Genomic DNA, 19,459 nt, shown 5'->3' on the forward strand with positions numbered 1-19,459 from the left:
CATCCGGGCTCTTGCTGATATGCTTGAGCCCGCAGAATCACGGCCCCATATATCCGCGCTATGGAAACCATCGTAGCCATCCCCGATTATCGCCAAGCCGGCGCGCCCCTCATCTTCACCGAGGCCGCCGCCCGCAAGGTGCATGAACTCATTCAGGAAGAAGGCAATCCCGAACTGAAGCTGCGCGTGTACATCACCGGCGGCGGTTGCTCGGGCTTCCAATACGGGTTCACGTTTGACGAAACGCAGGCGGAAGACGACTTCGCACTCGCCCGCGAAGGCGTCACCCTGCTGGTGGATCCGCTCTCGCTGCAGTACCTCACCGGCGCCGAGATCGACTACTCCGAAAACTTCAGCGGTTCGCAGTTCGTCATCCGCAACCCGAACGCCAAGACCACCTGCGGCTGCGGCTCCTCCTTTTCCACCTGATGCCCTTCGGCCGGTCCGGATGATTGCGACGAAACTCAACACTTTCGCCGGACTCAGCCTGATTCTCGATCGCGTCGCCGAACAGCGCGACGTCACCGACTGGGTCTGGGCCAAAGCCGCCGCGCACGATGCACGCTACCTGTTGCTGGATGCGGCTGGCGACGCCTTTCTGCACACGGAACAAGAAACCCTGCGCTGGCTCGATGCCGGCGAACGGGAACGCCTGCTGTCGCATGCTTCCTGGAGCATGATGGGCATCGTCGACGGGCAGCCGCACTTCATGCTGCTGCTCGACGAGAACGATGACGTCGCCGCCCTGGAGACCACGCTGGGTGCACGACGCATGGGCTTGCGCGAAGCCGGTCTGTTGCTGCCCTCAGATGAAGCAGGCCTGTTCGCCTACGCCAAGGGACTTGCGCATTGGCAGCGCGAAACCCGTTTCTGCGCGCGCTGCGGCTCGCCGCTGCAACTCGTTTCTTCCGGCCACCGCGCAAAATGTACCCATGACGCCTGCGGCCGCCTGCACTTTCCGCGCACCGACGCCGCGATCATCGTGATCGTCGAACACCAAGGCGCTTGCTTGCTCGGGCGCCAGGCGGGTTGGCCACCGGGGCGCTATTCCACCCTCGCGGGATTCGTGGAACCCGGCGAATCGCTGGAAGATGCCGTGCGACGCGAAGTCGCCGAAGAGGCCGGCGTGATCGTGGGTGATGCGCATTACCACTCCTCGCAACCCTGGCCGATGCCAGCCTCGCTGATGGTCGGCTTCACCGCCACAGCGCTTTCCCCCACCATTCGATTGCGTGACGGCGAGCTGGAAGATGCACGCTGGTTCACGCCGCAACAGATCATCGACTCGCTGGCCGACGGTAGCTTGAAAACGCCGACTCGGCTTTCCGTCTCTTACCAGCTGCTCTCGCATTGGCTGCAGCAGCGTGCAGGGCTGGATCTGGATGTGCTGGTGACGCGCTAAGCGTCTCATCGACTCGTGAACGAGTCACATCACTCGCATACAATCGCAGCCATCCAAGGGAGTCCATGTTCATGGCCATTCGCCTGCTTGCCGCGCTGATCGCTCTGGGATTGCTGCACTTGCAGCCGCAGCTTGCCTGCTGGCGCGGCGATGCAGGCTTCCGGCGCTGGGTACATCAGCTGGCCGATACCAGCGGCGTCGGGCGCGTAGTGTTGGCGGTGCTGGTACCCGTCGTGGTCTGCGCCCTGATGATCTGGATACTGCACCGACTGCCACTGCCGGATCTGTTGCTACTGATCTTCTCGCTGGCCGTGCTGCTGTTTTCACTTGGTCCGCACCCGTTCGAAGCCGATCTGGTTGCCATTCTCAAAGCCCCCGATCAAAGCAGTCGCGAAGCGGCTGCCCAGGTGCTGTCGGATGATGGTGAAACCGTAGCCTGGCGCACGGCGGATCTTGGCGAAGCAACCGCCTATGCCGCGTTGCGCCGCCGCTTCGGTGTGCTGTTCTGGTTCTTCGTACTCGGCCCGATAGGCGCCTTGCTCTATCGCCTTGCTCGGCAATTGGGCCATGACACCTCGCTGGCACTGGACGCCGATGCGCGCATCAAGGCCCGCTACCTCGCCAATGCATTGGACTGGCTGCCGGCGCAACTAATGGTGTTCACGCTCGCCCTCGTGGGTCATTGGGATGCCGTCATCGGCGCGTGGCGCCGTTGGCATCAGCAGGCGGCGCCAAACAGCTGGTATCTGTCCAATCCGGATTTTCTCGGTGCAGCGGCGCGTGCAGATGTGTTGACGGATATCGAAGGCGGCGAGGGGTACGTCGAAGAGCGCACCGATCCGCTGCATGAGCTGCGTCGATTGCGCGATGCGCTGTTGCGTGCGCTATTGGCGTGGCTGAGCGTGGTGGCGCTGGTCGTGATGGGAAGCTGGTTGCATTGACGTAGGTTGGGGTGCAAATCCCAACATGGCCATCTACATGCATTCCAATGTTGGGGCTTGCACCCCAACCTACATGGACGTCATGCCATCTCGCCGCGCAAGACGCGGACACGCTCTTCCAGCACCCCTGCATTGACCTCTTCCGGAGGCCGCGGCGCATCCACCACCAATTCCACCCGTGCGCGGAATCGCCGTGGCAAACGCGCACGCCGCAGCATCGAATCGCGCCGACTCCACACGCTGCCCCATAGACCGCGCAACGCCATCGGCACAACTGGCACCGGACGTCGCGCCAGTATCTTCTCCACGCCTGACCGGAACGTCGCGATCTCACCGTCCTTGGTCAAACCACCCTCTGGAAAGATGCACACCACCTCGCCATCTGCCAGCGCCGCATCGACGGCATCGAACGCTTGCTGCAATACCGCCGGATCTTCCTTTTGACCCGCAATGGGAATCGCCCTCGCCGTCTTGAACACGAAGTGCAGCAGCGGAATCTGGAAGATCTTGTAATACATCACGAAGCGCGCGGGGCGACGCAGGTTCGCCATCAAGATCAGCGGATCCATGAAGCTCACATGATTGCAAACCAGCAGCGCCGGCCCCTCTTCCGGTAGATGCTTCATGCCGTCCACGCGGATGCGATACAGCGTATTCACCAGCACCCAGGTGATGAAACGCATCAGGAACTCGGGCACCAGCGTGAAGATGTATGCCGCCACCAGCACGTTGAGCAGCGCCGCCGACAGAAAAATATGCGCTGCACTCACCCCCAACCGTTCCAGCGTCAGACCGAACAGCGAAGCCATCACGATCAACAGCGCATTGAGAATATTGTTGCCCGCAATCACACGCGACAACCGGCTGCTCGGCGCACGCGATTGCACGAACGCAAACAGCGGCACCACATAAAAGCCGGCAAACACGCCGATCAACGTGAGATCGAACACGATGCGCCAGCTGCCTGCTGCGTGCAGGAAGGCCAGCCAATCCATACCGCGTACCGCCGCCGCACCGGGACGCGCCAGGAACAGGTCCACACCGAAGGCAGTCAGCCCGAACGCGCCCAGCGGCACCAGGCCGATTTCCACGCGCTTGCCGGACATCTTTTCGCACATCAGCGAACCCACACCGGTACCGATGGAGAACAAGGTAAGCACCAGCGTATTCACCGTGCCGTCGCCGCCCAGGTTGATGCGCGTGTAAAGCGGCAGCTGCGCCACCAGCACCGTACCGAAGAACCAAAACCAGGAAATACCCAGCACGGCGTTGAACACTGCGCGATCTTCGCGCGTGATGCGCAACACCCGCACCGTCTCGGTAAAGGGATTCCAGTTGAATTTAAGATCCGGCGCGGTAGCCGGTGCTGGTGGAATGACCCGGCTGGCAAAGTATCCGATCACCGCAACACCGATGGTCAACGCGGCGGATAAATGCGGCCCCATGCCCGCCATCAGCATCAACAGATTGCCGGCCGTCATGCCGATCAGGATCGCCATCTGCGTGCCCATTTCCACCAGGCCGTTGCCGCCAACCAGTTCGCTCTGTTTCAGCGCCTGCGGCAAAATCGCGTACTTGATGGGACCAAACACGGTCGAGTGCACACCCATCATGAACAGCACGATCAGCAGCAGCACCAGATGGTGGGTGATGAAGCCATAGGCCGCCAGCACCATGGCCGCGATCTCGAACAGCTTGACGTAGCGAATGATGCGCGTCTTCTCGAACTTCTCGGCCAATTGACCCGCGCTCGCCGAAAAAAGAAAGAACGGCAAAATGAAAAGCGCCGGTGCCAGATTGGTGTACAAACCCACGTCCTTATCCGACAGGCCCATCTGGAACGCAGCCAGCATCACCATGGCATTGCGGAACGCGCTGTCGTTGAAGGCGGCCAGCGCCTGGGTCCAGAAAAACGGCGCAAAACGTCGACTGCCTAGCAGGGCGAACTGGCTCATGCGGATCCTTGGCAAACGGGACGCCATTAGCGTAGCGTGAAAACCGTTACGATCACGAGCGTGCCACCCGCGCCCTATCACCATGTTCCTGGCTTTAGCCGACGCCGTACTTGCCTTCCACCTGGCCTTTATCCTGTTCGTCTGCCTCGGCGCATGGTTGGCGCTGAAATGGCGCTGGGTTCTCTGGCTGCAACTGCCGGCCGCGGCGTGGGGCGTGTTTGTGGAAGCGAGTGGATGGATCTGTCCGTTGACGTCCATTGAAAACTATTTCCGCGAACGTGCAGGGGAATCGGCCTATCAAGGCGACTGTATCGGTCACTACCTTACCGCCACGATCTACCCTGACGGGCTGACCAGGAACATCCAATACGCGCTTGGCGCGATCGTGCTGATCGTCAACGGCTCCATCTATCTCTGGCTGCTACGCAACCAGCTCAAGCGTCGCCCCTGAGTCATGGCGTATGCTTGTGTTCGGGATACATCACGAACAAGCACACCATGCTGATCGCCGGAAGCTGCCATTGCGGAAACATCACCTTCACGCTCGACTGGTCGCCCGAGCCTACAGAAATTCCTGCACGCGCCTGCACATGCACGTTTTGCACGAAACACGGTGGTGTATGGACGTCTTATCCACCAGGCTCATTGAAGGTCAAAGTGAAAGACGCGCAGCTGGTGTCGTGCTATGCATTCGGCACGGAAACGGCTGATTTTCACGTTTGTAAGCAATGTGGCGTCACGCCCTTGGTCACAAGCCTGATCGATGAAAAGCTGTATGCCGTCGTGAATGTGAATACGTTTGAGAATGTGGATGCTTCGATGCTGCGCCGATCATCTTCGACCCTTGATGGCGAAAGCACGGATGATCGATTGGCAAGACGCAAGCGGAATTGGATCGCAGATGTGACGTTCGCGTAGGTTGGGGTGCAAACCCCAACGTCACGATGCATGGAAGATGGCAATGTTGGGGTTTGCACCCCAACCTACGAACACGTCAGCTTCGGTGCAGCGCGCGATGTGCAATGTCCTTGCGGCAGAACGCACCATTGAAGTGAATCTTCTTGATGCTGTCATAGGCACGCTCGCGCGCCAATGCGATGTCCTTGCCCAGCGCACAGACGGTCAGCACACGACCACCCGCCGTGATCACACGGCCTTGTGCATCGAGCTTGGTGCCTGCATGGAATACCTTCGCATCTGCACCGAAGTCGGCATCCAGGCCATCGATCACATCGCCGGTTTTCACCTTGGCCGGATAGCCGCTTGCCGCCATCACCACACCAATTGAAGGGCGGGCATCCCATTGCACATGCTTGCGGTGCAGCTCGCCATCCAGCGCAGCTTCGATCAGATCAACGAAGTCGGATTTCAAACGCAGCATGATCGGCTGCGTCTCTGGATCCCCAAAGCGCACGTTGAATTCGATCACCTTGGGAACACCGTGCTTGTCGATCATCAGGCCGGCGTAGAGGAAGCCGATAAACGGCGCGCCCTCGGCAGCCATGCCGCGCAGCGTCGGTTCGATTACTTCCTTGAGGATGCGTTTTTCCACCTCCGGCGTCACGACGGGCGCCGGCGAATACGCGCCCATGCCGCCGGTGTTGGGGCCGAGATCGTTGTCGTCGCGGCGCTTGTGGTCCTGGCTGCTGGCCATCGGCAGCGCGTGTGAGCCATCGCTCATCACGATATAGCTGGCTTCCTCGCCTTCCAGGAATTCCTCGATCACCACGCGTGCGGAAGCGTCACCGAAAGCGTGTGCGCCGAGCATGTCATGCAGGGCCAGCTCTGCATCACTCAGGGTGAGTGCCACCACGACGCCCTTGCCGGCCGCCAGGCCATCGGCCTTGATCACGATGGGGGCGCCATGCTCACGCACGTATGCCACCGCCTTGTTGAGCTCCGTAAATACCGCGTAGTGCGCGGTAGGGATGTTGTGGCGGAGCAGGAAATCCTTGGCGAAAGCCTTGGAGCCTTCCAACTGCGCAGCAATCGCGCGGGGACCGAAGATGCGCAGGCCCGTGGCGCGGAACTTGTCGACCACGCCGGCCACCAGCGGCACCTCCGGGCCAACCACGGTCAGCTCGACTTTCTCGGCTTTGGCAAGCTTGAGCAGGCCTTCGATATCGGTGACGGCCACATCGGCATTGCGCACGCCGTGCTCGCGCGCCGTACCGGCGTTGCCGGGGGCGACGATCACTTCGCTGACGCGCCGCGATTGCTTGAGCTTCCACGCCAGCGCGTGCTCGCGGCCGCCGTTGCCGATCACCAGAACCTTCATGCCTGCTCCCACTGCTGCACAACTTGAGAGCGCGCATTGTAGTGGGTGTTGCCTGGTTTGCCTGGATAGCCGCTCTCCCACTGGGAGAGGGACGTTAAGCGTGCAGCATTTCGAGTAATGCCGCCCGTGGCAGTTTGCCGGTTTCGTTGCGCGGCAGGCCTTCCACCAGCCGCAGCGGACGCGGCAGGAATACCGGATCGATTGACGCACGCAGGGCGTCGAGGATGGCGTGCTCATCGAGCCCAGGCGCCACTGCCAGGGCCGCAATGCGCCGCACACCGATGGCGTCGGCCTCATCCAACTGGAACACCACCCCGTCTTCCACGCCCGGAATGTTCAACAGACGACGGGTGAGGTCGCCCAGCGAGGCGCGCTTGCCGGCAATCTCCAGCAGATCGGCATGGCGCCCACGCAGTTCGAAGCGACGGCCTTCATCGTGCAAGCTCACGATGTCCGCCAACACGGCTGGCCCGTCGAGCTGCGGCGCTTCGATCTGGGTGCCATCCGGCTGCGGATGGAGATGCACGCCGTGGTACAGCGACCAACGGTCGTCAACGGTCGCACGCCGCGAAGCAAAAGCGCAGGTTTCGGTGGAGCCGAACACTTCCAGCAGCGGCGCATGAAAGCGTTGCTCGGCCTGCACCGCCAACTCGGGCGGCATGGGTGCCGTGGCGGAAAGCATCGCGGCCAGCGGCGGCAAGTTCACACCCGAGGCAACCAGTGCACGCAAATGCACGGGTGTGGTAACCAGCACACGCGGCGCCGGCATGTCTTCCAGCGCAATAGCGATATCGGCTGGAAAGAACGGACGGCCGGAATGCACCTGCACCTCGCCCAGCAACGGCAGCAGGATCGACATCTCCACGCCGTAGATGTGTTGCGGCGGCACCGTTGCCACCACCGAGAACCGCTCGCCTACGACCTGCTGCAACATGCGCAAATTGCCGGTCGTGCTCGCATGGAAACTGCGCCAGGTCTTCGCGTTCGAACGCGGCGATCCGGTGGAACCGGAGGTGTATCCGATCGCCACAGTTTGCAGGGCGGGAATCGCCGGCCAGACTGCTTCCCCGGAGACAGCTTCATCCACCGGCAACGGAGGCAAAACGTGGTAGTGCCGGGGTGCCGGATGGAGCGGCCGGTCGCCAACGACGTGACAGCCTGGATGCGCAGCCATCACTTCCTCCACCGCCTGCGGTGCACGCGAGGGCGGCAGCAGGTTGGCCTGGCCGCGCAGGGCAATCGCACAAAAGGCGACGAGGAAGGCATAGCGGTCTTCGCACAGATTCACCGCAGCAGGCGCTTCGGGCAGTTGCGCGGCGACACGCGCCACGTGCGCAACGAACTGCGCCGCCGTGATCACCTGGCCGTCATGCAGAGCCACCACGCGGCATGGGTCGTCCACCTTCAAAAGGGGCAGCAGTCGCGCCGCTTCATCGCGCTGATAGGTGTCGTAGACGATCGCCACACGCAGACTCCTGGTTGCTGCCCATGCAAACCCCTGACCGGCCAGATCGGTCGGTAGTACCGGTTGTTCGGGATTTGCCCCTCATCCTCGCGCTAACGGCTGAATCGGCGCCCACCGTGCCATGGCCGTGTTCTACGGGATTCAGCTTCGGATGATAGCGCCAGTGAGCGCATCCCGGATGGTGGTGGGCTGGGACGCACCACCCAGTGGAGCATCCACGATGCCATCCAAGCCTTCGCCGAAGTAGGCCGTGACGGTGGCCAGGTCTCGTGCCGGCGGCCGGCCATGCGGGTTGGCGCTGGTGGAGACCAAGGCGCCGCCGAAAGCACGGCATAGCGCGGCGGCGGGGCCATGCGCCGTGACGCGCAGGGCGATGCCCTCATGCTCGCCTGCCACCCAGTCCGGCACGTCGGCACTGCGCGGAAACACCCAGGTGAACGGGCCGGGCCAGCTGGCGCGCACTTGCGCCAGCACGTCCTGCGGCACTTTCGTCATGTCGACGTAGCGTGTGATTTGTGCGAAGTCCGCGGCAATCAGCAGCACGCCTTGCGTGGCGGGGCGTTGCTTGAGCGCGAAGATGCGTTCGAAGGCGATGCGATTGTGCGGATCGCAACCGAGGCCGAAGACGGCTTCGGTGGGGTAGGCGATGACGCCGCCTTGGCGGAGTGCGTCAGCGGCACCTTCCAGTTCGGCGAGAGTGTGGTGCTGGGGTATCAAGCCCCAGCCTTCTTGGTCGCCGCTTTCTTGGCAGCTGCCTTTTTGGTCGCCGTCTTCTTCGTAGCGGTTTTCTTCGCGGCTGCTTTCTTGGTAGCCGTCTTCTTCGCCGCCGCCTTCTTCGCAGGCGCCGCCTTCGTCGTGGCCGACTTCTTGCCGAAACGCCCCTTCTTTGCCGGCGCCGCCGCCAGCAATTCCAGGCATTGCGTTTCGGTCAGCTCCTTCGGCTCCTGATCTTTCGGAATGCGCGCGTTCTTGTCGCCGTCGGTGATGTACGGACCATAGCGGCCGTTGAGCACCTGCACGCCGTTGCCGAAATCCTTGATCACGCGGTTGGCAATCAGTTCGAGTTTTTCCTGCACGATCTGCAGCGCGCGCGGCAATTCGACGGTGTAGGGATCGTCTTCGGCCTTCAGCGAGGCATACGTGCTGCCCTGCTTCACGAATGGGCCGAAGCGGCCGATGCCGACGCTCACCTCGTCGCCGTTTTCGGCGTGCCCCAGCTTGCGCGGCAGCTTGAACAGCTCCAGTGCCTCATCCAGCGTGATGGTGTGCATGCTCTGGCCGGGACGCAAACTTGCAAACTGCAGCTTTTCGTCGGTGTCCTTGTCGCCGATCTGCGCATATGGTCCATAACGGCCCAGACGCACGGAGATCGGCTTGCCACTCTTCGGATCGGTGCCGAGTTCGCGCGCGCCGGTGGCTTCGCTGCGGTCGACCGATTCGGTCTTTTCTTCCACCTGCTGCTTAAACGGTTCCCAGAAGCGGCGCATCAGCGGCACCCAAGCTTCTTCGCCGCGGCTGACGGCATCGAGTTCGTCTTCCAGCTTGGCGGTGAAGTCGTAGTCGACGTACTGGGTGAAGTGCTGGGTAAGGAACTTGCTCACTGCGCGGCCTACGTCGGTGGGACGGAAGCGGCGGTTGTCCAACAACACGTATTCGCGGTTCTGCAGCACCTGGATGATGCTGGCATAGGTGGACGGACGGCCGATGCCGTATTCCTCCAGTGCCTTCACCAGGCTGGCCTCGGAATAACGCGGCGGCGGCTCGGTGAAGTGCTGGTCGGCCAGGATGTCGCGCAGCGGTACCTGCTCGCCCTTGGTGAGCTTGGGCAGGCGGCGACCTTCGTCATCGTCCTCGGCAGTCTTCTGGTCACGGCCTTCTTCGTACACGGCGAGGAAGCCCGGATCCACCACCGTAGTGCCCGTGGCACGGAAGGCGGCATCACCACCCTTCACGTGCTTGAGGTCGAAGTCCGCCGACACCGTGTTCAAGGTGGCGTGGATCATCTGACAGGCGACGGTGCGCTTCCAGATCAGCTCGTACAGCTTGCGCTGATCGTCGTTGAGGAATGCGGCCACTTCGCGCGGCGTGCGCATGGCCGAGGTCGGGCGGATCGCTTCGTGCGCTTCCTGCGCATTCTTGGACTTGGTGCGATACACCTGCGGGTGATCGGGCACTGCCTTGCTACCGAAGTCGCGCGCGATGAGCTGGCGCAGTTCACCCACCGCCTCACTCGACAGCGCGGTGGAATCGGTACGCATGTAGGTGATCAGACCGACGTTGCCCTCACTGCCCAGGCTCACGCCTTCGTACAGCCCCTGCGCGATCTTCATCGTGCGGGTGGTGCCAAAGCCGAGCTTGCGCGCGGCCTCCTGCTGCAACGTGGAGGTGGTGAACGGCGGCGCGGGACGGCGCTTGCGTTCCTTGCTACCGACTTCGCTGACGGTGAGGTGACCGTGTGCGGCCTCCTTCAGCGCTGCGCGAGCGGCCATCGCGTCGGCCTCGTTGGTGAGGTCGAACTGCTCGAATTTCTTGCCGTGGAGCTTGGTGAGGCGTGCGCTGAAGTCGCCCTCGACGTGCTTGAGCTGCGCTTCCACCGTCCAGTATTCACGCGCCACGAAGGCTTCGATCTCTTCCTCGCGCTCCACGATCATGCGCAGCGCAGGGCTCTGCACGCGGCCGGCGGACAGACCGCGCTGCACCTTGCGCCACAACACCGGCGAAAGATTGAAGCCGACCAGGTAGTCCAGCGCGCGCCGCGCCTGCTGCGCGTCCACCATGTCGTGCGAGAGGTTGCGTGGTGCGGCCACAGCGGCCTTGATCGCACGCGGCGTGATCTCGGAGAACACCACGCGATGCAGCTTCTTGCCGTCGACCAGGCCGCGCTCCTTGAGGATCTCGCTGATGTGCCAGCTGATCGCCTCACCCTCGCGGTCCAAGTCGGTCGCGAGATAGATGTCGTCCGCGGCCTTGGCGGCCTTGGCGATCGCGTCGACGTGTTTTTCGTTGCGCTCGATCACCTCGTACTTCATGGCGAAGTTGTGCTCGGTGTCGACCGCGCCCTCTTTGGGCAGCAGGTCGCGCACATGGCCGTAGGAGGCCAGGACCTGGAAGTCCTTGCCGAGGTATTTGTTGATCGTCTTGGCCTTGGCCGGCGACTCGACGATGAGCAGATTCTTTGCCATGTGGCGTGGGGTTCCCAAGTTCCTTCTGCAGCCGTTCCTGAACGGCCGCCTTTTTATAGTTGGAAGCACGCCGGCTTGATGGCTGTCAAGCTGGCGTGCGTGAAAACGCGGCGTAGCCCGCCTTTCAGATGCCCGGCAGCCGTTGATAACGGCCCCCCGGCAGCCCCTCCACGCAGCCCTCCAGCTCCAGCATGAGCAGCATGGATGACAACTCGGCGGCACTTTGCCCAGTACGTTCCGCCAGCTCATCCAGCGCCAGGGGATCGTGGCCGAGCACCTGCAGCAGCTGCCGGTACTCCGGATCGTCGCGCCAGCCGCCTGCCGCCGCCCTGGCGGTTCCGGTGGCGGCCGGCGGCGACCGTTCCAGGCGTTGAGCCAGTTCGGCACCAAGCGCCCGGGCGGCGGGAACCAGGGTTTCAGCAACTTCAACGGCGCTCTCGACCAGCCGCGCACCATCCCGGATCAGGCGGTGGCAGCCTCGGGCGAGCGGATTATGGATGGAACCGGGCACGGCGAACACCTCCCGCCCCTGCTCGCCAGCCAACCGGGCAGTGATCAGGGAGCCCGACTGCATCCCCGCCTCGATCACCAGCGTGCCCAGCGACAAACCGGCGATGATGCGGTTGCGGCGCGGAAAATGGTCCGCCCGCGCCGCCGTGCCAGGTGGAAACTCGCTGACCAACACGCCTTGCGCCTCTATGCGGGCAGACAATTCGCGATGCTTGCGCGGATAGACCAGATCCGGTCCCGTGCCAATCACGGCAACGGTAGGCTGAGCGGCCGCCAGCGCTGCCTCATGCGCCGCGCCGTCGATGCCATCGGCCAGGCCGCTGGTCACCACGAACCCGGCTTGCGCCAAATAACGAGCGAAGGCCTGGGCGTTGGTTTTACCCGCCGTGCTCGCGCTACGTGCGCCTACGATCGCGACCTGCGGGTGCAGCAGCAGGCTGGTATCACCGGCGACGAACAGCGCAGCTGGCGGCTGCGGGATGGTTTCCAGCTGGGGCGGGAAGTCCGCCTCCGTGCAACGCAGCAGCCGATGATTCGATTCTCTCAGCCAAGCCAGGTCCGCCGCGATGCGCACTTCATCGGGCCGCTCCAACCACGCCTGCGCTTTGGGATCCAGCACCGAGGAGTGACGCCTCAGTTGCGCCACCACGTCGTCGATACGCCCGTTCGCGGCGACTAGACGCTCACGCAATCCACCCGGCCCCAATCCCGGCGTACGCAGGGCCACCAACCAGTCGCGCAGTTCCGCTTGCTCGTTCATGCGGCGAGTCTACGCGAGGCCGAAAACAACGACGGCGCGGGATATCCGCGCCGTCGTGTGAGCTTAGTCGGGAACGTCTGCCTTACTCGGGCAACTGGATCCGCGCGCCCTTCTGCACGGGCTTGAGCCCATCCATCACCAGACCGTAGCTCACGCGATCGAAGGTACGGAACACCATCACGTGGCCGACGTACTCGTCGGGCAATTTCACCCACGTGTGGCTGTCGCGCATCCAGCTGCTGTGGTTCACATCGTCCGGTACTTTTTCGCCCGGCTGCCACAACGAGAAGGTCATGCCGTTGTCCACGCCATCCTTCGAGCCAACCGACAGCACCACCACGTCGTACGGGCCGACCTGGCTCAGACGCTCCTGCGCAAAGGCGATCACACGACCGTTTTCCGGCAGCGTTTTGGGCGGATGCGGGTAGTAATACGGATCGTACGGATTGTCGTCGACCGGCATCAGGCGATCGCCGGCGCGAACTTCCATGGTTGAGTTCAGCAGCAGCAGCGTGGCCGGATCGCCGCTGCGCAAGACCTCAGCCTCGCCGATGACGGTCACTTCCATCCCCAGCGTCTTGCCACGGAACGTGTGATTGGGCGTGACGTTGCCAAGGTCGGTGGCCCATTCCTCCATCCACGGCGTATCCGTGGTGGCCACGTCGGCATCGGCGATGTTGGCCGCCATCTCGTCGCTTTGCTTGGCCTCGTCACCACCATAGGTGCGGAACACATGGGTGGGGCGCACGATCGCCCAGCGCTGGCCGGGCTGCGCATTGAGCTTGCGCACGTAGATATTCTGACCCGCCGTGCCGGTGAGATCGGCTTGCTCGAAGCCCATCACGTACGGCGCATCCTTCACTTGGCTCGGATCGACCACGCGCGAGTCTTTCAGGAACTGCTTGATCGCATCGAGCGGCAGAGCGGGAATCGCCTCGCCTTCGTGATGCACCGACGGCTCCAGACGCAGCGACGGTCCGCCGTTGACGAAGGAGAGATCGAGCACGTCACCCGGATAGATCAGGTGCGGGTTGTGAACCTGCGGATTGGCCTGCCAGATTTCCGGCCACAGCCACGGCTTGGACAGGAAGCGAGCGGAAATGCTCCAGAGGGTGTCACCACGACGTACGGTGTAGCTGTCGGGGTGATCGGCACGAAGCTGTGCGCCGGCCGCATATACGGCCACAGTGACCAGCATGCCGGCCAGCAGCCCGATGGACTTTCTGATCATAAACGGGAATCCCCCTCCCCCTACGCTCGGGCGAGTGTAACCGAAGCATTAACCCAAGCAACACGTGTTAGTTGGCAAATTCGCGCACCGGCAACAACTTGGAACGCGTACAATATCCATATTCTAGACCGCGGCCGGGCTGGCTTTTTACCAATTCGCCCGCATTTCCGGCGTCTGAGGTAAGTATCCATGTCCGTCCTGACCATTCTTGAATTTCCCGACCCGCGACTGCGCACCAAGGCCGCGCCGGTCACCGAGTTCGACGCTTCATTGAAGCAGTTCATCGATGACATGTTCGAGACGATGTACGACGCCAACGGCGTAGGCCTGGCCGCCACCCAGGTGAACGTGCACAAGCGCGTACTGGTAGCCGACATGAGCGATGAGCGCAACCAGCCGCTCGCACTGATCAATCCGGAGATCCTGGAAAAGGATGGCACCCAGGTCTACCAGGAAGGCTGCCTGTCCTTCCCCGGTATTTTTGCCGACGTCACTCGCGCGTTGAAGGTGAAAGTGCGTGCGCATGACGTGGAAGGCAAAACCTTCGAGCTGGAAGTGGAGGGTCCGTTGGCCGTGTGCATCCAGCATGAGATGGATCATCTGGCCGGCAAGGTGTTCGTCGACTATCTGTCGCCGCTGAAGCGCTCGATCCTGCTCAAGCGCCTGGAGAAACAGCGCAAGCAGGCTGCGACTGCGTGAGAGTCGTTTTTGCGGGTACCCCCGAATTTTCCGTCCTTTGCCTCGAAGCCTGCCGCGCCAGCGGCGTCGAGGTGGTCGCTGTCTATACGCAACCTGATCGTCCTGCCGGCCGTGGGCGCAAGCTCACACCCAGCCCCGTGAAACAGGCGGCGCTGGCCGCGAACATTCCGGTTGAACAGCCTGAATCACTGAAGACCGTGGAAGCGCGCGCCACGCTGGAAGCCTATCGGCCGGACCTGATGGTGGTCGTGGCCTACGGCTTGATTCTTTCGCGCAAGGTGCTGGCCATACCACGCCTTGGCTGCTGGAACGTACACGCGAGCCTCTTGCCGCGCTGGCGTGGTGCCGCGCCGATTCAACGCGCGATTCTTGCCGGCGACAGCGAATCCGGCGTCGACCTGATGCAGATGGAAGCCGGCCTCGATACCGGTCCGGTGCTGCTCGAACGCCGCACCCCGATCACGCGCGAGGACACCGGTGGTTCGCTGCACGATCGGTTGTCTTTATTAGGTGCCGACGTGCTTGCCGAAGGTCTGCGTCGCACGCTCGCCGGTGAAACCTTGCAAGTCACGCCACAGTCGGACGACGGCGTGATGTATGCGCACAAGTTGGAAAAGGCCGAAGCGCGGCTCGATTTCTCGCGTTCGGCATTGGCACTCGAACGACAAGTGCATGCGTTCGATCCCTGGCCCGTGGCGGAAGGCGACATCGCTGGCGAGAACGTGCGTATCTGGGTAGCACACGCTCTCGACCAACCACATCACACCGCATCCGGCAGCGTGATCGCCGCGCAACGCGACGGCATCGACGTTGCCTGCGGCGAAGGCGTATTGCGCATCACCGCCCTGCAACGCGCCGGCGGCAAACGCATCACCGCCGCCGATTACCTCAACGCCCGCCCCGAACTGCGCAGCAACCGATGAACGACACGCGTGCCCTCGCCGCGCAGGCGCTGGCGGATATTGCATTGCGTGGCGTATCGCTGCGAGAGGCGTTGGATCGACGCGCACCGAAGCTTCACGATCCACGTGATCGAGCCTTGTTGACGGCACTATTGAGCGACGGCGCGCGCTGGTGGCTGCGCTTCGACGCCGCGCTCGATCGCCTGCTCGATAAGTCGTTGCGCCGCAAGGAACCCGAAGTCCATGCGCTGCTGGTGGTCGGTCTGGTGCAGCTGGAAGTCCTCCAATTACAGGATTACGCCGCCGTCGCCGCCACCGTGGAAGCAGCACGCGCGCTCAATCGCCCGCGTCTGGCTGGACTCGTCAACGCGGTACTGCGCCGCTGGCAACGTGAGCGAACCACACTGCTCGCCGACCTGGATGCGCAACCGCACACCCGCTACGCCATACCCCCGTGGCTGGTGCAAGCCATCACCACCGATTGGCCCACGCAAGCCGATGCCGTGTTTGCCGATAGCGATCGCGAGCCGCCGTTGATGCTGCGCGCGAATCGCCGCCGCACATCACGCGATGCACTGATCGAACAACTTCGCGCCGCCGGCTACACCGCTGATGCGCATTCCTGGCTGGCCGATGGCATCGTGCTGCCGCATAGCAGCGACGTCACGCGCATGCCTGGTTTTGCGCAAGGTCTGTTTGCGGTGCAGGATGGCGCCGCGCAGGTGTCGGCGGATCTGGTCGACGTGCACGATGGCCAACGCGTGCTGGATGCGTGCGCGGCACCGGGTGGCAAAGCCTGTCATCTGCTGGAACGTGCCGACATTGCATTGACCGCAGTGGAATTCGACGGCACGCGTGCCGCGCGCATTCGCCAGAATTTCGAAAGACTCGGCCTGCAGGCGGAGCTGTGCATTGGCGACGCAGCCGATCCTGCCGCATGGTGGGACGGTAAGCCGTTCGACCGCATCCTGATCGACGCCCCGTGTTCTGCCACCGGCGTACTGCGCCGCCGCCCGGACGTGCGCCTGCATCGACGCGCCAGCGATATCGAGGCCTTGGTCGCGCAACAACAACGCATGCTTGCTGCACTGTGGCCGTTGCTTGCGCCGGGAGGGCGGCTCGTTTACGTCACCTGTTCGTTGTTGCGCGCGGAGAATGAAGCGGTGATCGCGTCATTCCTGGCGGGTCGCGATGACGCGCATGTCGTGCCGGTGTCATTGCCCGTCGGTCAAACTGCTGCAGTCGGCTGGCAGATCCTGCCCGGCGATGGCGATCTCGACGGCATGTACTATGCCGTGCTTGAACGTCGCTGACCTTCGCCTTTCTCGCGGCAAGCTCACGCTCCAACGAGCCTTTTAAAAAAGTCACGCAGGTATATGGGATCTATGGCCAGTGCAGCCCCTCACCCCGCCCCTCCCTCCAGAGGGGAGAGGGAGCAGAGTTCGGACCGCCGAAACTTCTGGCTCCTTGCCTTCTTCGCCATTCTCATCCTCAGCGTCGGCATCGGCCTGCGCGATCCCTGGCCATCCGACGAACCCCGCTACACCCTCGCCGCCAAACAAATGGTGGAAAGCGGCGACTGGCTGTTTCCCCACCGCGGCGTCGAACTCTACGCCGACAAGCCACCGATGCTGATGTGGCTGGAGGCCGCCAGCTTCGAAGTGGTACGCAGCTGGCGCGTCGCCTTCATCCTGCCGTCGATTCTCGCTGCGCTAGGTACGCTGTGGTGCATCTACGACCTAGGCCAACGCTTGTGGAACCCCAGGGTCGGCCGATATGCGGCGTTGGGTGCATTGATGTGCATCCAGTTCGTGTTCCAGGCCAAGCGCGCGCAGATCGATCCGCTCGTGGTGTTCTTCATCACCGCGGCGAACTGGGGACTGCTGCGCCATCTTTTGTGCGGCCCGGACTGGCGGCTGTATTGGTTCGGTTGCTTCTGCGCGGGCCTTGGCGTGATCACCAAAGGCGTCGGCTTTCTCGCTGTGCTGATGCTGTTGCCTTACGTGTGGGCGGTGTTGCGTCGCTGGGACGGCATCGCCGCGATCGATAACGGCAAGTGGTGGCGCTGGCTGCTCGGTCTGGTGTTCTTGCTGTTGGCCATCGATCTCTGGTTGATCCCCATGCTGCTGGCAGCACGTGCCCACGCCAGCGATCCGGTTTACGCAGCATACGTCCACAACATTCTGTTCAAGCAAACCGCGCACCGCTACGCCAACGCCTGGCATCACATCCATGGACCGTTCTTCTATTTGCCATTGATGGTCTACAACTGGCTCCCGCTGTCGCTCACTTACCCCGGCACGCTGCCGCGTTGGTGGCAAGCGTTGAAGGCGAAAGACGCGCGCATCCTGCTACCGCTGGGCTGGATCGTGCTGGTGTTCCTGTTCTTCAGCGCTTCGGGCGGCAAGCGCGATGTGTATATCTTGCCGATCGTGCCGATGCTGGCGCTGATCACGGCACCGTATCTGGACGAGATGCTCGCGAAACGCTGGCTGCGCTGGCTCGGCGCGATCTTCTTGTTGCTGATCGGCAGCTGCATGCTAGGCCTTGGCATCTATGCGCTGGCCACACATCCCGCGTTCGCCACCAAGCTTGCCTACGACCGCGGCTTCGAAGGCCCGGCGGATAGCCTGTGGTGGATGTGTATCGTGATTGGTGCTGCGCAATGGTTGGCGCTCGCGATCTTCCGTCTGCGCCGCGTGCACTGTGCCGTGGCCGGCGGCATGTTCGCGTTGTGGATGGTGTGGGGTTTGTGGGGCTATCCCTTGCTCAACGACAGCAGTTCGTCGGTCGGATTGATGGATCGCGTCGCCGCGCACGTGGGTCCGCACGATGACATCGGCCTGGTCGATTGGAAAGAGCAGAACATGCTGATGCTCGATCGCCATGCCACCGACTTCGGCTTCAGCACACCGACTTCGCAGCAATTCATGCTCGGCGTGCAATGGCAAGCCGCAGCGCCAGCCACGCGCTGGCTGTTCGTGCAGGAACCGGCCATGGGCCAGTGCGTGGATCGCAGCAAGGCCATCGACGTCGGCCATGCAAATCGGCGCGACTGGTGGCTGTTCAAGGCCGACGCCGTGATTCCGAACTGCATCCCGAAGAATTCCGACGAAGCGCCGGAGCCGGAAGATGCCGCATCCTGATCGCTGCCAGCTGATCGCACGCGACAACGGCGCCGGCCTCAGCCGTGACCTGCCGCTATTGGCCCATGCGTTGCAACGCGCAGGATGCTCGACGCATATCACCGGCCTGCCGCACCGCGGACGTTTCGCCGAGTGGCTGACACGCATGCAACTCGCGCGCAAGCCGCATGCGTTTGATGTGAACGTGATGCTGGAACGCATTCGTCCGGAATTTCTTCGCGCCGCCAAACGCAGCGTGCTGATTCCGAACCCGGAATATTTCCGGCCGCAAGACAAAGCTGCACTGCCGCTGATGGATGCCGTGTGGGTGAAAACGCGGCATGCGGAACGTCTATTCCAGGCCCTCGGTGCGAACACCCGCTATATCGGCTTCACCAGCGCGGATCGCTACGATGCGAACGTCTTGCGCCAGCATGCTTTTTTTCATGGCCCCGGACGCAGCGGCAACAAAGGCACGCAGGCGTTGCTGGCGCTATGGCGCAAGCATCCGGAGTGGCCGATGCTGACCGTGGCATGGCGCCGCAAGCGGGTGGAAATCGAGCCATTGCCCGCGAACGTGACGCTGATTCGCGAACATCTGAGTGATGCCGAATACCGTCGCCTGCAGAACGAGCATCGGTTTCATCTGTGCCCATCGCAAACCGAAGGGTTTGGCCATTACGTGGTAGAAGCCATGAGCTGCCACGCGGTGGTGGTGACGCTGGATGCCGAGCCGATGAACGAATTGGTGACCGGCGCGCGCGGCGTACTGGTCGCTGCACATGTGATCGGCACGCAGGATCTGGCGACGACTTATGGTTTTACGGAAGTAGCGATGGAAGCGGCGATTGAGCGTTGCCTGAGCATGGATGTGGCGACGGCCGAGCATGTGGGTCATGCGGCGCGGGCCTGGTATGAGCGCAATCATGCGGGGTTTGCGGATCGTTTGCGGGAAGCATTGCACTCGTAGGTTGGGGTGCAAACCCCAACATCTCCCATGCACACGTCT

Annotated in this window: 17 protein-coding genes; 10 read left to right on the forward strand and 7 right to left on the reverse strand. The window is 62.7% G+C overall.

Going from position 1 to position 19,459, the window contains the following annotated elements:
- The first annotated feature begins 60 nt into the window (after positions 1 to 60).
- From erpA to IEX75_RS08560, 3 genes are all read left to right on the forward strand, one after another.
- Positions 61 to 429 (forward strand): iron-sulfur cluster insertion protein ErpA, encoded by a 369-nt coding sequence (gene erpA / locus IEX75_RS08550; protein ID WP_188793793.1) that lies wholly within the window; start codon positions 61 to 63, stop codon positions 427 to 429.
- A 19-nt stretch (positions 430 to 448) separates the two neighbouring features.
- Positions 449 to 1,402, forward strand: a complete 954-nt coding sequence (gene nudC / locus IEX75_RS08555) for an NAD(+) diphosphatase (RefSeq protein ID WP_188793794.1) — start codon at positions 449 to 451, stop codon at positions 1,400 to 1,402.
- Between the two features lie 71 nt (positions 1,403 to 1,473).
- A complete protein-coding gene (locus IEX75_RS08560; RefSeq protein ID WP_188793795.1) occupies positions 1,474 to 2,343 on the forward strand; it encodes a regulatory signaling modulator protein AmpE in 870 nt (289 codons plus the stop codon).
- An 80-nt stretch (positions 2,344 to 2,423) separates the two neighbouring features.
- Here the strand turns inward: IEX75_RS08560 and IEX75_RS08565 are convergent, their stop codons facing one another.
- A complete protein-coding gene (locus tag IEX75_RS08565; protein WP_188793796.1) occupies positions 2,424 to 4,298 on the reverse strand; it encodes an MFS transporter in 1,875 nt (624 codons plus the stop codon).
- An 82-nt stretch (positions 4,299 to 4,380) separates the two neighbouring features.
- Between IEX75_RS08565 and IEX75_RS08570 the strand changes: the two genes are divergently transcribed.
- Complete coding sequence (locus tag IEX75_RS08570; protein WP_188793797.1) at positions 4,381 to 4,749, forward strand: DUF2784 domain-containing protein; 369 nt, start codon at positions 4,381 to 4,383, stop codon at positions 4,747 to 4,749.
- 47 nt (positions 4,750 to 4,796) lie between these two features.
- A complete protein-coding gene (locus IEX75_RS08575; protein ID WP_188793798.1) occupies positions 4,797 to 5,216 on the forward strand; it encodes a GFA family protein in 420 nt (139 codons plus the stop codon).
- 76 nt (positions 5,217 to 5,292) lie between these two features.
- Here the strand turns inward: IEX75_RS08575 and purD are convergent, their stop codons facing one another.
- The 6 genes from purD to IEX75_RS08605 form a co-directional block, all read right to left on the reverse strand.
- Positions 5,293 to 6,576, reverse strand: coding sequence for a phosphoribosylamine--glycine ligase (gene purD / locus IEX75_RS08580; protein ID WP_188793799.1), 1,284 nt, complete (start codon positions 6,574 to 6,576; stop codon positions 5,293 to 5,295).
- A 94-nt stretch (positions 6,577 to 6,670) separates the two neighbouring features.
- A complete protein-coding gene (locus IEX75_RS08585) occupies positions 6,671 to 8,041 on the reverse strand; it encodes an AMP-binding protein (RefSeq protein WP_188793800.1) in 1,371 nt (456 codons plus the stop codon).
- Positions 8,042 to 8,182: 141 nt separating this feature from the next.
- The gene (gene tsaC, locus IEX75_RS08590; RefSeq protein ID WP_188794388.1) at positions 8,183 to 8,755 is read right to left on the reverse strand and encodes an L-threonylcarbamoyladenylate synthase type 1 TsaC; all 573 of its coding nucleotides are present in this window, start codon (positions 8,753 to 8,755) and stop codon (positions 8,183 to 8,185) included.
- Positions 8,755 to 11,223, reverse strand: coding sequence for a DNA topoisomerase I (locus tag IEX75_RS08595; protein WP_188793801.1), 2,469 nt, complete (start codon positions 11,221 to 11,223; stop codon positions 8,755 to 8,757). Before IEX75_RS08595 ends, tsaC begins: the two co-directional genes overlap by 1 nt.
- Before the next feature lie 124 nt (positions 11,224 to 11,347).
- The gene (gene dprA, locus IEX75_RS08600) at positions 11,348 to 12,493 is read right to left on the reverse strand and encodes a DNA-processing protein DprA (RefSeq protein ID WP_188793802.1); all 1,146 of its coding nucleotides are present in this window, start codon (positions 12,491 to 12,493) and stop codon (positions 11,348 to 11,350) included.
- Positions 12,494 to 12,575: 82 nt separating this feature from the next.
- Complete coding sequence (locus IEX75_RS08605; protein WP_188793803.1) at positions 12,576 to 13,724, reverse strand: LysM peptidoglycan-binding domain-containing protein; 1,149 nt, start codon at positions 13,722 to 13,724, stop codon at positions 12,576 to 12,578.
- A 189-nt stretch (positions 13,725 to 13,913) separates the two neighbouring features.
- On the opposite strand from IEX75_RS08605, the gene def reads away from it, so the two are divergent.
- The 5 genes from def to IEX75_RS08630 all read left to right on the forward strand — a co-directional run bounded on the left by def (position 13,914) and on the right by IEX75_RS08630 (position 19,420).
- Positions 13,914 to 14,423 (forward strand): peptide deformylase, encoded by a 510-nt coding sequence (gene def / locus IEX75_RS08610; protein WP_188793804.1) that lies wholly within the window; start codon positions 13,914 to 13,916, stop codon positions 14,421 to 14,423.
- Positions 14,420 to 15,346: a methionyl-tRNA formyltransferase gene (gene fmt / locus IEX75_RS08615; protein ID WP_188793805.1), complete on the forward strand. Its 927-nt coding sequence runs from the start codon at positions 14,420 to 14,422 to the stop codon at positions 15,344 to 15,346. The genes def and fmt overlap by 4 nt, the downstream gene beginning before the upstream one ends.
- Positions 15,343 to 16,638, forward strand: a complete 1,296-nt coding sequence (rsmB, locus tag IEX75_RS08620; protein WP_188793806.1) for a 16S rRNA (cytosine(967)-C(5))-methyltransferase RsmB — start codon at positions 15,343 to 15,345, stop codon at positions 16,636 to 16,638. Before fmt ends, rsmB begins: the two co-directional genes overlap by 4 nt.
- Positions 16,639 to 16,710: 72 nt before the next feature.
- Positions 16,711 to 18,471, forward strand: coding sequence for an ArnT family glycosyltransferase (locus tag IEX75_RS08625; RefSeq protein ID WP_188793807.1), 1,761 nt, complete (start codon positions 16,711 to 16,713; stop codon positions 18,469 to 18,471).
- Entirely contained in the window at positions 18,458 to 19,420 is a 963-nt protein-coding gene (locus IEX75_RS08630) for a glycosyltransferase (protein WP_188793808.1), read from the forward strand. Before IEX75_RS08625 ends, IEX75_RS08630 begins: the two co-directional genes overlap by 14 nt.
- Positions 19,421 to 19,459: the final 39 nt, after the last annotated feature.

Source organism: Dyella nitratireducens (assembly GCF_014642835.1).
GTDB lineage: Bacteria > Pseudomonadota > Gammaproteobacteria > Xanthomonadales > Rhodanobacteraceae > Dyella_B > Dyella_B nitratireducens.